This window comes from Alteribacter salitolerans (genome assembly GCF_016901055.1).
GTDB classification, from domain to species: Bacteria; Bacillota; Bacilli; order Bacillales; family Salisediminibacteriaceae; genus Alteribacter; species Alteribacter keqinensis.
Window position 1 is genome coordinate 484884 of the sequence record NZ_JAFEUX010000002.1, and the last position, 13197, is coordinate 498080.

Sequence of the window (13197 nt, forward strand, 5' to 3'; positions counted from 1 at the left end):
GGGAGCAGTGTAGGGAAAAACTTAAGACCCTGGTTGGAGGATTGGCTGCTCCCATTCCGTTCCAGGGGTAAAGAATCCAGCCAATTTGACCCGGAAGTCACTCTGGTTCACAGCCGGAGGAGGAATACGATTGTTGACTGCTATTTAATCATGTTAAGAATGTTTCTTGTGTTCTTAATCATTCCCAGTAGACCAAGCTCTTTTTTCGCACCTTTGGTTAGCTTTTTTTCCGCCGTCTTTAAGATGTTTTCATCAGCATTGGAATAATTGCCGGATTGAAAGAGTGGTTGCGGGTCATATTCTATTGTGAGTTGAATTGCTTTTGTTTCCACTTCTCCGACAATTTTATTCGATAGATATAAAGCCATATCGATCCCCGCAGACACTCCTGCGGCAGTTATGTACTTCCCTTGTTCCACTATTCTTTCCCGCGTAGGTATGGCACCGAAATCGCTTAATAGATTTATCGGCTTCCAATGTGATGTTGCTTTTAACCCTGATAGCAGGCCGGTGGAAGCAAGTAATATCGACCCTGTGCATACAGAAGTCGTCCATTTCGTACTTTTATCTACTTCTTTTATCCATTCTATTAAGTTTTTTTTCTTTATTTCATTCAAAAAACCGATTGTAGAACCCGGTAATAGTAGAATATCTGCAGATTTTATATCATCGATACTATGTTTCACATTAACGTCAATAAACCCGGAGTCCGCCTTTATATTCCCTGGTTTTTCTGCAACAAATAATACGTCAGTATCATTCATGTGTCTTAAAATTTCATATGGACCAATAGCATCTAGCATTGTCATCCCATTGTAGACATAAATAATGATCTTCATCAGTTGCCTCCTTTAAAGTTCCCCCTAAAAAAATCTATCTTCTTCTAATTTAACATAAATATCCAAATGCTTCTTGTCTTCGGTGCCTGTCACCACCCGGATTTTGTCGAAACCATAGGTCTTTTTAAGACAGGGTAGCAGGAGCTCTCAGACTCCGCCCAGATACTGGATAAAGATGTTAAACTAGAGACAGAGCAAGAGATGAAAATGAGAGGTGAAAAGGATGGCGAAATCAATTGTTGAAAAACTGAATCTGAAAAAATATAAATCCCCGGCAATCATCCATCTGCCGGATGGGGAAGCATATTTTGACGGGCTTGAAACGTATGAAACCGAGTTAACACCGGGCAGCTCCTATGACCTTATTTTTGCCTTCACATTGGACATGCCATCGCTGCAAAAGATGGTCCGTGACGTGATCGAGCATCAGTATTTAAAAAAGGGCGGTTATTTGTTCATTGCATACCCCAAAAAGGGAAACAAACGCTATCCTGCGTATATCCACCGGGATGATCTTTTTGAGGGAGTCGGAGCTGATGAGAAGGGCCGTATTGGCACGAGTACGATTACATTTTCCCGCATGGTCAGCCTGGATGAAACGTTTACCGTTGTGGGCTTCAAAGACGACTCACCAAAGAAGTCTGCGAACAGGGCGAGTCAATGTGTGGATGATTACATAGAACAGATTCCTGATATTGAGAAAGATCTCGAGCAGGTACCGGATGTTCTTCAGTTTTACCAGTCCCTCACACCGGGGTACCGAAAAGACTGGGCCCGGTTTGTCTACAGCGCCAAGCAGGAAAAAACGAGGGAAAAGCGCCGGGAGGAAATGAAGGCGATTCTGTCCGACGGCCACAAAAGCCGTGATCTTTATATGAGGGCGGTTCCTGCCCCAGACCGGAAGCTGCCGAAACAATAGGAGGCAGGTGCACTTTGTGTTTGGAGTAAAGGAGGTACGTTAGTGAAAACTTACACGATTTTATTTGCAATTGTCTTTTTGATGCATCTGGTTACCCTCGTGAACGTGACGCTCTTCAGCGGGGAATGGAACGGGATCGCGCTGTGGCTTTCCACCGGTCTGTTTATCGTTGCGGTGTATTATTTCGGCATTGAATTCAGGGTGAGAAAGCGGCTTAAAAAGGAAGCATCGGGGAAGGGTGCCGGTTGAAAAGAATCGCGGTGATTCTTTGTTTCGTTATCCTGGCAGCCTGCAGCGCCGGTGATGAAAACGATGACGTCCAATGGGGCGAATACAGTGATTCCGCCGTACAAAGGCTGGAATACAGCAACATTGATTACGAGGTGAAAGACGGACAGATTTTTATCAGGGAAAAGGATGTAAACAAGGCGCAGAGTTGTTGTTCCTGACATGCAGGTGAAACATTCTCCAGGATTGATCCGTATAAGCAGACAAGTCACCTAAAATGATGGGGGTAGAAATGCTGTTAAAAAAAGGATTGCTTTTGTGTATGGCGGTTTTGTTTTTGAGTGCCTGCAGTACGAATCTGAATGCTGCCGAGGAGAAAGAAGAATTGAGGCAGAAGCTGATCGAAGTCAATCGGACAGGGGCGATCGGAGAGATTGGGAAAGCCCACATCGATGAGGCGGTAAGTGCAGCCTCTCAACTGGAGCTTGAGGGAAAAGACCGGGACCGGTTTGTTCTTTATCATTTAATTTATGCAACGAATGATATAGAAATGGACAAAGAGGACGTTTACGAGAACAGCCAGTTAAGGCTTCAGTACGAGGAAACATGGAAGGATCTCGCTGTTGAAAGGTATGGAATTCAAGTGGAAGAAGAGAGGCTCCAGGAGATTATAGAGAAGGATGCAACGGCATTAAAAGATGATGTCTTTTCTCCGGATAACCCGGAACGTGATACACAGCTTTATCTTGCAGAGGAACTTGGATACAGTGTGGACGAATATGTTTATCAGTTTACAGCGCCTATTTTTGAGCAGAGGGAGATACGTGAGAACTTGTATCCACTGCTGGAAGAAGAATATGGCACCAGGGCCGACCATGAAGTGAGTCATCAATACCAGATGGAAGTGATTGATGAAATCGTAGAAGCTCAGTTCTGATTCGAGGAGTAGGGGGAGGCTCAATGATGCTGCATTATTTCCCGGCTTATTATTGGAAGATTCTTGCGGTTTACAGTCTTGCAATGGTCGCATGCATTCTATTCATGATGTCTGCCATACCCGACTTGTCGCTTTGGCTTTTGTCAGCTATCTTTTTTGTCTTCTGCATTCATCCGGTCGTCCTGATCACGACCGTTTTACTGTTAAAAAAGAAAAGCCGGCTGGAGAGCACGAAGCTCATCTGGGCAGGTTTACTGATGACCAGCCTGGTGTTGGGGCTTGTGTTTTTCTTCTTTTAGAAAGGAGATGAACGTTATGAAAAGAGAGTTCGATAAAGCAATTGAGTTACGCAAGAGCGGACACCACAAGGAATCGAACAAGCTGTTTATGAAGCTTGTTAGTGAGTTTCCTGACGATGCGTCGGTCAACTATCAATGTGCCTGGAGCTTCGATCTTTTGGGAGAAGAAGCGAAGGCTGTCCCTTTTTATGAAAAGGCCATTCAGATTGGGCTGCCCCCGAAGGAGCTGGAAGGAGCCTTGCTTGGCTTGGGAAGTACATACCGGACACTGGGAGAATATGAAAAGTCGAAAGCGGTGTTTTTAAAGGGGATCGGACTTTTCCCCGGCAACAAAGCCCTTCAAACCTTTTACGCCATGACTTTATATAACCTGAATGAACATCATAAAGCGATGGAGCTGTTACTGAAATGCCTGCTGGATACAACCCAGGACGCTGATATTTTAAGCTATAAAAAAGCCATCGATTTCTATTCGGATAAACTGGACGAAACTTGGGAGTAGACAAGTAGAAAGCTGTCATGATACAGAATTTGTCCATTTAGAGTAACAGGTTTACTTAGGTGCGCAAACAATAAAATCACAAGCGACTATATTAAAGGAAGCTGGGACAAAAGTGTTTTCGTCAACAAGAATCCGAACGAATCATAGTGGCGCTGATAACCGCTCCTGAAATATACTTCGCTTTCCGCGGAAAGCTGGTGAGCCTCCTCGTGCTGCGCACTGTGGGGTCTCACCTTTACTTTTCATTCCGCAGGAGTCTACGTATATTTCATCCGCTATGTTAGTACATTGTTCGGATTTTCAGCTAAACCCTTTCCTTATGTCCCAGCCTCTTTCAATGCGTTTATACAGTGTTGTTTTTCCGTTTTCCATCTCACAAGTAAGCCCGTCAGCTTGACACTCCTGCTTCTTCTTTTTTTGCCCCGCTGCTGATTTCTACTGTATGATCCGGATCCCGGCGCTCCTGATTGGAGGGTTTCCCCCATAAAAGCCGCTGAAAAATAATTCCGAACACACCGATCGTAAGTACCGTCAGCCCGACTGTCTGGTAGACCGCAAACACACTGGACCATTGAACGAGGAGCCCGCCGGCAATGGGGGCGGCAAGGAGAATCATGCCTGTGAGGGAATTGAACAGGCCTGACATCTGCCCTACTTTACCCTCCGGGCTCTCTTTTTGCAGAATATAGTTGTAAATGACGCTGAAGATCCCGGCTCCCATACCGATGGCAAAACAGGCGATCACAGGCCAGAAAAGGGGGATGCCCGGGGTGAGCATCCCTGCGCCTGCAAAACCAGCCCCGATCAGGGCCACAGAGGTGCCGAGATGCAGGCCGTACCGTTTCAGTTCCCGGAACCGGTTCATGACCATAATAATGACGACGGCACCGAGGCCCGAGGCGGCCATAGCCCAGCCGAGAACTTCCTGTCTGGCCGGGTAAATGTCACGAAACAGGACACCGAACTGGGCGTCCACAAGCTGAATCGCCGTAAAGGCTGCCAGGGAAAAAGCAAAGCTCACAAACATCACTTTTGAGGTGAAAAGGGTCTGCCAGCCGCTGCGCCACGTATGCCAGAACGGCTCAGGGCTCTCTTCGGAAACCGTTGCACCGGCACTATCCAGGTGGCGGAGTCTCACCAGAATCCCGGCTGAAATCAAGAGAGCTCCCGCATAAACGGCAAAGCTTACCTGAGGGGCAAATGCTGCCGCCAGGGAGGCACCGAGAAACGGACCGATGATTTTGGAAAGCTGATTGACCGTACCGTTAAGCGTCACGGCTTTTAAAATGTGATCCGGCGCCACCACCTGGCGTATGATCGCCTGCTGGGCGGGGAAGTGGACAATCGTTGCTGTGGACCGCACGAGAATCACGAGGAGGGCGGCCCACGGGTTCGCTGTGAAGATCAGTGTCACGGTCAGGCACGCCGTCACCAGGTCAGCCGTGAGCATCATCGTTACTTTCTGATAGCGGTCCACGAGAATGCCGGCAAACTGGCTGAAAGCCGCATGGGGGAGGGCGTAGGCGACCGGGATGAGGGCGATCATCCACGGTTCGGCCTGCCAAACATAGCTGAAAATGAGGAAAACGGCGATCATATCAAAAAACTGACCAAGGGTGGAAATGGAATACGAAATGAACAGCTTTACATAGTTTTTATTTGTCCAAATGGATGGCGGATTTGTCTTAACCATCGTCATCACCTGCCTTACAGCAAGTGTAGACCGTCAATGTCAGAGCTGTATCAGAGGAAAAATTCCGCTCGTTTTTTTATCTCATTTTTTAATTCGTTAAGGCGCGCCGCTGCGTAGTACTCGTCTTTCTTTTTCCGGAAATAACAGATCGTTGCGGGAGACGACTCCGCTTTTGGCAGAAGCAGGTCAAGAAGCTGAAACAGAAACAGGTTGTAGTAGGTGTGGCCTGAGCGACGGATCATTTCCAGTGATTCATCGATTTGTGATTTTCCCTCTTCCGGTCTGCCGGCCGCCGTTACTTTGATTCCTTCAAGCAGGGTCAGTGCTGCTTTTTCCCGCATGTAAGGCCGGGTTTCTAGCAGGTCGCGTATGCAGGTGAGTTCAGCGGTAAACTGAGCCGTATCATCTTTATAAAAAAGCATCACAGCCTTCATGATTCGAAGCAGGGGATAAAAGCTGTGCTCCTCCGAGTCCGCCTTCTCAAGGCCTTCCTCTATGAGATTCATGCCCTTATCTGGTTTTCCGGCCCTCAGATAAAGAAGCGGCAGGGTGAAAAAACGAAGATCCATCGCCTCCACTTCATTCAGGGCAACTTTCTTTTCGAGAGTACGCTCGATCAGCTTAATTGCCGTCTCCGCATCCTCTTCCACATGACTGTAAAGAAAAAGAGGGAGGAACGTGAACTCATCATGATCCGACTGCTGGAGAAGTGTCGTAAAGTCACTGTTTAACAGGAACCCCACCAGCCGGTGCTGCTTTGTAAAGGCCGATTCAAGCTGCCGGCTGTTCAGGAGCTCCTTAAGCGCTTTTCCCTGCCCGTATTTATAGTAGGTGCTAAACAGCTGGCCGGTCTGGAGGGAAAGCTCTTCCGGAAAGGGGTCCGAATGAGTATCCTTCAGCTCAAGACAGTAGCCGAGTCCTTTAACCGTACGGATCGTGACTGTATCGCTGAAGGGCTTCAGTTTCTGCCTGAGCCGGTATACATGGTCATCCACTGTCCGGTCCGTCGGTGCTTCCATCGGCCAGACGGCATCGAGGAGGGCGTCGCGGGAAAACGTCCGACCCGCGTGTCTGTGAAGGTAGACGAGGAGATTGTATTCCTTTCGCCTGAATGCAACCGTCTCCCCGGCGATCGTAACCGTATAATCTGAATCGGAAAACTGCACAATTCCACCTCCTCATTTAGTGACACGATCATCTTTTGTATAGAATACTTGATTTCTGTTTGTAAAAGAAGTGGTGTTTACGGGTGAAAAGTAAATAACATTGGAATTATCAGATCAAATCGCAGATAATCTGGTCTCTTTTATATATCAACGAGTATTGGATATTTACAATGGAATTAGCATATGAAATGACAATAGAGGTTATCAGGGTTCTAATTGCTGTTTTAATTGGTATGTAATTTAATATGTTGATTTTAATAAACCTGGTAGGTAATTATAAATTTATGTTGAATGTAGAGGTTGTGAAGGGTTGTTCTTACACTAACGGGGAGTTTAGCTTAACAGGCAATCGAAGGAGGAGTTTTTTTGGAATTTTTTACTGAGAGATTAACAATTAGGACGTATCGGAGTGACGACTTGCAAGATGTATTCCATATTTACAATAACGAGGATACATGTAAATATCTCTTGCATGATAAATGGACATATGAAAATATGCAGGAAAAATTCAATAAAAAGTTAGAAAACAGTGTACTCACAAAAGATACAACTTTAAGTTTGGCTGTAGTAAACCAAACTCAAGTAATTGGTGATTTATCTGTGTGGTATACAGATATGAAAGATACTGTTGAAATTGGCTATAGCTTTTCTGACAAATTTTCAGGAAGGGGTTACGCATCAGAAGCAGTGGGTGGTTTAGTCAGGAAGTTATTTGATGAGTTTAATGTGCATCGTATACAAGCCAACCTTGATGCAAGAAATAAATCATCACAAAAATTGTGTGAACGTATAGGGATGAGAAAAGAAGCCCATTTCATTCAGGATTTTTGGAATAAGGATGAATGGACAGATAGCATTATATATGGAATGCTGCTTTCGGACTTAGATAACAGCATGCAATAAATTGAGCCCGCAATGGTGATGGTGTAGTTAAATAGCTATTAAAAATAGGTCGAAGCTAAAGCAACAGAAGGTTTATAGACTGCTTTTGAACACTATTGCCAGTGACATACGAAGAAAGAATAATCTCATTAACAGAGCACTTTCAAATTAAGTACATCCAAGAGGTTGTGAAGTAATAAACTTAAACAAGCGGGGGAGGAATAGTGAAAGAAGCCGTTGCGTCCATTATGATACTACCGGGGGGTTAACAAAAACTAAATCGTCTCAAGGAGGTTGTCATCCTTTAAGAATTATTGTTTTAAAGTGTCTTTTATTTTGCACTATTAGAAGTTACTATGGTTTTTTCATTTGCCTTTTCTTTCTTATCTCCTGTGGACAGTAAGAGAATGGAGAGTATCAAGATTATGGCACCTAATGTATTTCTAACTGTTATCTCAATTGGGAAGAAGGGATAAGAAATAACTGCAAGTAGCAATGGACTAAAGGCTCTAGTAACATTAGCAATAGAAAATCGTAAATACTTTAATGCTTCGTATAATAATAGTGTCCCAAGGAATCCTCCTAAAAGTGTTGATAAGACTAAATAACCAATTCCTTCAAATGAATAATTCCCATCAAAGAGTTCCCCCATGATTAATGTGTAAATAATGATAATAAGCAATGAAATACTGTTATTAGTGAACATGATCGAGTTAGAGCTCTTTTGTTTAGAGAGCGTTTTTTTAATAAAAATATTTGTTAATGCAAAGAAGAATGTATATAAAAGAGCAAATAGACTACCAACTAAATTATTAGTGTAATCACCACCTGTATCAACAAACAGAAAAGTTCCAAGAACAGCAAAAGTAATGAAAAACAATTCCTTTCTGGATAACTTTTCTTTCAAAAAAAACATAGATAAAATTACTGCAAACACCGTATAGAATCTTCCTAGAAAGCCAATCTCTACTGGTGAAAGTAACTCAATACTTAGAAATAAAAAGATGATTCCTAAAGAGTTAAATAGAGCTAAAAGTATAATATTTTTTTCGAAATAAAATTTTACATAATTTTTCGTAAATAATCCTAATAATACACAGGCAGTTATAATTGTTAGTACATTTATTAAGGCAGCTTTAGAAGGCGAAGTTTCCAGGAGTCCAAACTTCGACAATAGTGGCCCAACTGCTAACATTAAAACGGAAAGCATATTAAAGAGATGCCCTTTTCTAATTTCACTCATTATGTCCACCATCCGATCATTTTTGCTATTTAAAGGTCAAATTAAATACTTTGATTACATATGTTTGATTATATTTGATAAAAGGAGAATAAAAAGTGTAAATTAATAATAGTTATTTCACCTTTTAAATCGGAGGTTCGCCAATGAGGTTAATTGAATATTATATTAGACTTTTTATTACGTTTGCAGAAATCAAGAGAGAGGTTCAATCGAGTGTAACAAGACATGCAATTAGCAAAGAGTTAGCTTGTTCGGAGCGTAATGTTATTCATGTCCTAAATAAAATGGAAGATGAAAAATGGATTAAGGTTATTAGAGGAAAAGGAAGAGGTAATACAACCAATATCACTTTTTTAATATCGCTGGAAGAAATGTTTGAGAAGTATGAAAAATATTCTCCAAAAACGGAAGATATTGAAAGACTCATTTCTATTCTAGAGGACGATCCCCAATTAAATGAAAGCCATCAACTGATTAATACGTTTATTAATAAGCTCTTTGGTACTTATCCTAAGTTACCACCAAATGACGGTGACGAAAGTGAGTATTTAAAAATACCATATTTTCGGTCGCTTTATTCTTTAGACCCCTCACAAGTGGAAAGGCAAACAGAAAGACATATAGTAAAACAAATATTTAATACATTAGTTACATATAACGAAGAAAAAAAGGAAATAGAACCGTGTCTCTCTCATTATTGGGAGATAGATCCTGATGGAAAGACATATACATTCTATTTAAGAAAAGGGGTTTCGTTTCATCATTCAAAACATCTTGCAGCAGAGGATATTAAGTTTTCTTTTGAAAGGTTAAAGAAAACACCATCTAAATGGATTGTAAAAGATTTGGACACGATTAAATGTATAGGGAAGTACGTGGTACAGTTTTCTTTTACCAAGAGTTTGTTTCACTGGCTCTTCCTTATAACTTCACCGAAATGTTCAATTGTACCTAATAATTATGCTAACAAGTCCATTGATGAGTTTTCTAAACTCCCCATAGGGACAGGTCCTTACAGAATTAAAGAACACGAATCAAATTTTCTTAAACTCTCAGTCCATCATGACTATTTTCAAGAACGAGCACACATTGATGAGATTGATATTTTTATACTGCCATCTATCGAAAAGTATCTTAAAATAAATGATGATATTAATCGGGATTCGATTTTTTACATTCCTTTTACAACCATGAAAGATAATAATGAACTAGAATATATTGAAAGAAGAAGATTATCTGTAAAGTATCTCATGTGGAATATGAATAAAGAAAAAATACGAACGAATGAGGGCATGAGAAGAAAACTGTCAGCAATACTAAACAAAATGAAAATGGTAAAGAATCTAGGTTATCCAAGGTATGAACCTGCCAGTTCCTTCATCAAACAACATTCTTCTTCTCAGGATGAAGAGTATGATCGTGAACCCTATGATTATAAAATAAAAGAACCATTAACCCTAATGACATATGATCTTTCACCACATTCAGAGGATGTAAAATGGATACAAAAAGAGTGTGAAAAACATGGGATTACAATTGAGACCAAGCATTTTCCATTTTCCACCTTTATAAATAATGTTAAAAATGCTGACCTAGTTCTTTCAGAATTTGTCACCGAAGAATCAGAAGAAATATCGCTTTATAATTTGGTCGAATCTCAAACAGGAGTCATAAATAACCTTATTGACCAACAAAATAAAGTGACCATACAAAGAACTTTGAATAATGCTTTCCAACAAGAAGAAATACAACAAAGAATAGAAGTATTTACTAAGATTGATGCATTATTATGTAAAAGCTGTATTGCTGTTCCCTTGTATTGGACTTTCCAAAAAGCGTTATATGATCAAAATTTAATGGGGGTGTCTCTAAGTACCAATGGATTGGTTCCCTTCAAGGATTTGTTTTACAGAAAAAAACTAGGGTCGTACCAATAAATAATTTGTAAAAAATGAAACATCCCTAAGTATGTGAGGAGTTGTACTTATGCTAACGGGAGCGATAGCTCAATAAGCTCTTGCTGCTAAACAAACGGGGAGGTTTATTGGGGAGGTTTATTAATGAAGGAATTTGACTTAACTATAAATTCTAAAAGAAGATATGAAAGCTTTATAAGAAGAGTATTAGAAAGTAAAACGGTTTGGGGATTAAAGGGTGAAGATGGATGGTGTGTGTGTGAATCCCACGAATATCAAGATACAGAGGTTATGCTTTTTTGGTCAGATGAAGCATATGCACGGCAATGTGCAGCTGAAGAATGGTCACATTATAAGCCTACATCCTTATCGTTAGAAGAATTCATGAATAATTGGCTATACGGAATGAATCAAGATGGTTTGTTAGTTGGGGTTAACTGGAATGTCAAGTTAATTGGATTAGAATTAGAACCTTATGATTTATTTAAAGAATTGGAGAAATAGTTTATTCAAGGGGAGAATCGTCCAGTAACGGAATCCCTTTTCGAAATCAACCAACAGTGCAGTAAAATACAAGAAAATAACAGGGGGAAATCAATGGGCAGTATTGATAAAAGAAATCGTTTAAGACAAACTCCTTTTAATTATCGAGTCAATAAAGACAATACAGTCTTTCTGGATTATGAAGGTAAACAGGTGAAAATTCTAAAAGGGAAGGATGCAGACAAATTTATAAGAAAAATGAACGCTGCTGAAAACGAAAAGGATAGACAATTAATAATGGCAAAGATAACAGGAAATTTTAAAAGGGGAAATGAAGGTAATAATCACTCAAAGAAGATGTGAAAAATTCAATTTACATACTACTTCTTCAGCATTATTCTTATTGCATTTTAGGGGAGCGTTAGAAATATCTCGAGTTGCAATGATTGCAGTTCTTTTTTTACACCTGCAAACCGGAAAAAATTGTTAAACTAAAGGTGGGGTTAGCAACATAAGGAGGAGAGATTTTGCTTTATGTATCTGGATTAATTGGATTAGTAGTACTATATATTATCTTATATTCAATGGGTTACAATGCTTTTGGTATTATGGTATATACGATTGAGTGGTCAACTATATTACCTTGGATAGCTTTATATGGCTCATTCAGCTTGTGAAAAGCAAAAAATAATAACTGTTTCACTAACTTTTTTCGGTATAAGTTTCTATAAAGCTTATGGAAAGTATTCAATGTTAAAAGAAAATCCAGGAGACTAAGGACGCTTTTCATTATAGAGAGGCGTCTTTTTTTATGAACCATACATATATGGGGTGTTGAGTCAGTTCAAGAAGAAAATAAAATAGGAGTAAAACGTTGATCTTTTGACTTCATTCAGGAAGGGTATACAAATTAATAGAAAAGGAGGCTTTACGAATGAAGAAAGTCACTGAAATAGGTGGAATTATTTCTGCAGCTTTACTCATCGTTGGATGCCAAAATTCCGGGAATGATTCAGAGCCGGCGGAAGCAAGCCCTGCAGATGGGAATGAGCTGGATGAAGATGAAGAAGTAGAAACTGAAGATAATGATGATGAAAATGGCAGTAATGATAATACGGGAGAAGAGTCTTTAACTGACTCTGATGAGAGTGGCAACAAAGAAAATACAGAAGAAAATTCTATGGATGAAGCTGACGAGAATGATTCTGATACTTATGCTGGAACGCAAGAGACTCCTGCTTACTTGATTGGTTCGCAATATATAGAAGCAGAAGTTGATGACATCGTTCAATTTTATACTGCGTTTTCAATTAAACGTGATGAAGATCAACAACTGTCTCATGTAGATAGTATAGAGAGGTCTCTTATCGATGGTGATCTTTCTGAACAAGACATTCTTAGCTCATACGCTGATATTGCTGTAGAGTGGCCGGAACTTCATTTACATTTCAAGGAAGACGGAAATGAATTATCAGCCACTTCCGCCCAATCGGTCTTGTTTTACGACTCGCTGTTTGGCATTAGTGATTTGTATGGGATTGAAGAAGTGTTATTTTTTAATCCAGAGGGAGAAAATGACATCATTGTGGCTGAACGGGGCATTGATGAGCCTGTCAGTGTTCAAAACGAAAGAGGGCTGACCCGCGGCTATTATGGATTCTACGATAAAGAGTTAGAGGAGACTTTGTTTCTGGCGGGCGGAGAGTTGGAGGAACAAGTGGAGGATGATATGGGTGAGCCTTTATCCTTTCCGGAGACGGTGGAGGCGATGCATTCGGTAAATCGTGAAGACGCGTTTTATTCTTCTGTAATTGCAGAGGGAATGGAAATCGTCAACTCATCGATGGAGAACGGGATTGCTGCAGTTCAATACACGGTGGAGGAAGAAGTCGTAACGGAAGCGGATCTGATTGTGTTTGAGAGAGCGATGCAGCTCGCTGCACTTGATTTTCATGCTTCGGAAGTCCGTTTAATCAATGATACAAAGGAAGAAATCATTACTTACCCATTGGTAGGTCAATAAATTGTGTAAAAGCAAATAGTAATAAAAGGGACGAAGAGCACATTCTTCGTCCCTTTTTTAAATGCAG

At 40.9% G+C, this 13197-nt stretch carries 15 protein-coding genes; 11 read left to right on the forward strand and 4 right to left on the reverse strand.

The genetic code is table 11. The features are described from left to right. Positions 1-140: 140 nt before the first annotated feature. Positions 141-839 carry a DJ-1/PfpI family protein gene (locus tag JSY36_RS05535; RefSeq protein WP_205165593.1) on the reverse strand — a complete coding sequence of 233 codons (699 nt, stop codon included), beginning with the start codon at positions 837-839 and terminating at the stop codon, positions 141-143. 223 nt (positions 840-1062) lie between these two features. Here JSY36_RS05535 and JSY36_RS05540 point away from each other — a divergent pair, with 223 nt between their 5' ends. The 6 genes from JSY36_RS05540 (at position 1063) to JSY36_RS05565 (ending at position 3724) form a co-directional block, all read left to right on the forward strand. Beyond that, positions 1063-1758 carry a YdeI/OmpD-associated family protein gene (locus JSY36_RS05540; RefSeq protein WP_205165594.1) on the forward strand — a complete coding sequence of 232 codons (696 nt, stop codon included), beginning with the start codon at positions 1063-1065 and terminating at the stop codon, positions 1756-1758. Positions 1759-1800: 42 nt separating this feature from the next. Continuing rightward, positions 1801-2007: a hypothetical protein gene (locus tag JSY36_RS05545; RefSeq protein WP_205165595.1), complete on the forward strand. Its 207-nt coding sequence runs from the start codon at positions 1801-1803 to the stop codon at positions 2005-2007. Next, positions 2004-2207: a hypothetical protein gene (locus tag JSY36_RS05550; RefSeq protein WP_205165596.1), complete on the forward strand. Its 204-nt coding sequence runs from the start codon at positions 2004-2006 to the stop codon at positions 2205-2207. The genes JSY36_RS05545 and JSY36_RS05550 overlap by 4 nt, the downstream gene beginning before the upstream one ends. Before the next feature lie 71 nt (positions 2208-2278). After that, a complete protein-coding gene (locus tag JSY36_RS05555; protein WP_205165597.1) occupies positions 2279-2923 on the forward strand; it encodes a hypothetical protein in 645 nt (214 codons plus the stop codon). Positions 2924-2946: 23 nt separating this feature from the next. Continuing rightward, complete coding sequence (locus tag JSY36_RS05560) at positions 2947-3222, forward strand: hypothetical protein (RefSeq protein WP_205165598.1); 276 nt, start codon at positions 2947-2949, stop codon at positions 3220-3222. A 16-nt stretch (positions 3223-3238) separates the two neighbouring features. Beyond that, positions 3239-3724, forward strand: coding sequence for a tetratricopeptide repeat protein (locus JSY36_RS05565; RefSeq protein WP_205165599.1), 486 nt, complete (start codon positions 3239-3241; stop codon positions 3722-3724). 388 nt (positions 3725-4112) lie between these two features. Here JSY36_RS05565 and JSY36_RS05570 read toward each other — a convergent pair whose 3' ends face one another. Further along, the gene (locus tag JSY36_RS05570) at positions 4113-5417 is read right to left on the reverse strand and encodes an MFS transporter (protein ID WP_205165600.1); all 1305 of its coding nucleotides are present in this window, start codon (positions 5415-5417) and stop codon (positions 4113-4115) included. Between the two features lie 50 nt (positions 5418-5467). Next, entirely contained in the window at positions 5468-6583 is a 1116-nt protein-coding gene (locus tag JSY36_RS05575; RefSeq protein WP_205165601.1) for a winged helix-turn-helix domain-containing protein, read from the reverse strand. A gap of 366 nt (positions 6584-6949) precedes the next feature. Between JSY36_RS05575 and JSY36_RS05580 the strand changes: the two genes are divergently transcribed. Then, a complete protein-coding gene (locus tag JSY36_RS05580) occupies positions 6950-7486 on the forward strand; it encodes a GNAT family N-acetyltransferase (protein WP_205165602.1) in 537 nt (178 codons plus the stop codon). Between the two features lie 310 nt (positions 7487-7796). Here the strand turns inward: JSY36_RS05580 and JSY36_RS05585 are convergent, their stop codons facing one another. Then, positions 7797-8708, reverse strand: coding sequence for a DMT family transporter (locus JSY36_RS05585; protein WP_205165603.1), 912 nt, complete (start codon positions 8706-8708; stop codon positions 7797-7799). Between the two features lie 143 nt (positions 8709-8851). Here JSY36_RS05585 and JSY36_RS05590 point away from each other — a divergent pair, with 143 nt between their 5' ends. The 4 genes from JSY36_RS05590 to JSY36_RS05605 all read left to right on the forward strand — a co-directional run bounded on the left by JSY36_RS05590 (position 8852) and on the right by JSY36_RS05605 (position 13130). Beyond that, entirely contained in the window at positions 8852-10645 is a 1794-nt protein-coding gene (locus tag JSY36_RS05590) for an ABC transporter substrate-binding protein (protein WP_205165604.1), read from the forward strand. 123 nt (positions 10646-10768) lie between these two features. Next, positions 10769-11128, forward strand: coding sequence for a DUF2750 domain-containing protein (locus JSY36_RS05595; RefSeq protein WP_205165605.1), 360 nt, complete (start codon positions 10769-10771; stop codon positions 11126-11128). 93 nt (positions 11129-11221) lie between these two features. Beyond that, entirely contained in the window at positions 11222-11470 is a 249-nt protein-coding gene (locus tag JSY36_RS05600) for a hypothetical protein (RefSeq protein WP_205165606.1), read from the forward strand. 571 nt (positions 11471-12041) lie between these two features. Then, a complete protein-coding gene (locus JSY36_RS05605) occupies positions 12042-13130 on the forward strand; it encodes a hypothetical protein (protein WP_205165607.1) in 1089 nt (362 codons plus the stop codon). The last annotated feature ends 67 nt before the right edge of the window (positions 13131-13197 follow it).

Excerpts from the sequence above, each read along its gene's own strand:
- JSY36_RS05535 (WP_205165593.1), bottom strand. The coding sequence starts at position 839 with ATGAAGATCATTATTTATGTCTACAATGGGATGACAATGCTAGATGCT.
- JSY36_RS05540 (WP_205165594.1), top strand. The coding sequence starts at position 1,063 with ATGGCGAAATCAATTGTTGAAAAACTGAATCTGAAAAAATATAAATCC.
- JSY36_RS05555 (WP_205165597.1), top strand. The coding sequence starts at position 2,279 with ATGCTGTTAAAAAAAGGATTGCTTTTGTGTATGGCGGTTTTGTTTTTG.
- JSY36_RS05560 (WP_205165598.1), top strand. The coding sequence starts at position 2,947 with ATGATGCTGCATTATTTCCCGGCTTATTATTGGAAGATTCTTGCGGTT.
- JSY36_RS05565 (WP_205165599.1), top strand. The coding sequence starts at position 3,239 with ATGAAAAGAGAGTTCGATAAAGCAATTGAGTTACGCAAGAGCGGACAC.
- JSY36_RS05570 (WP_205165600.1), bottom strand. The coding sequence starts at position 5,417 with ATGGTTAAGACAAATCCGCCATCCATTTGGACAAATAAAAACTATGTA.
- JSY36_RS05585 (WP_205165603.1), bottom strand. The coding sequence starts at position 8,708 with ATGAGTGAAATTAGAAAAGGGCATCTCTTTAATATGCTTTCCGTTTTA.
- JSY36_RS05590 (WP_205165604.1), top strand. The coding sequence starts at position 8,852 with ATGAGGTTAATTGAATATTATATTAGACTTTTTATTACGTTTGCAGAA.
- JSY36_RS05595 (WP_205165605.1), top strand. The coding sequence starts at position 10,769 with ATGAAGGAATTTGACTTAACTATAAATTCTAAAAGAAGATATGAAAGC.
- JSY36_RS05600 (WP_205165606.1), top strand. The coding sequence starts at position 11,222 with ATGGGCAGTATTGATAAAAGAAATCGTTTAAGACAAACTCCTTTTAAT.
- JSY36_RS05605 (WP_205165607.1), top strand. The coding sequence starts at position 12,042 with ATGAAGAAAGTCACTGAAATAGGTGGAATTATTTCTGCAGCTTTACTC.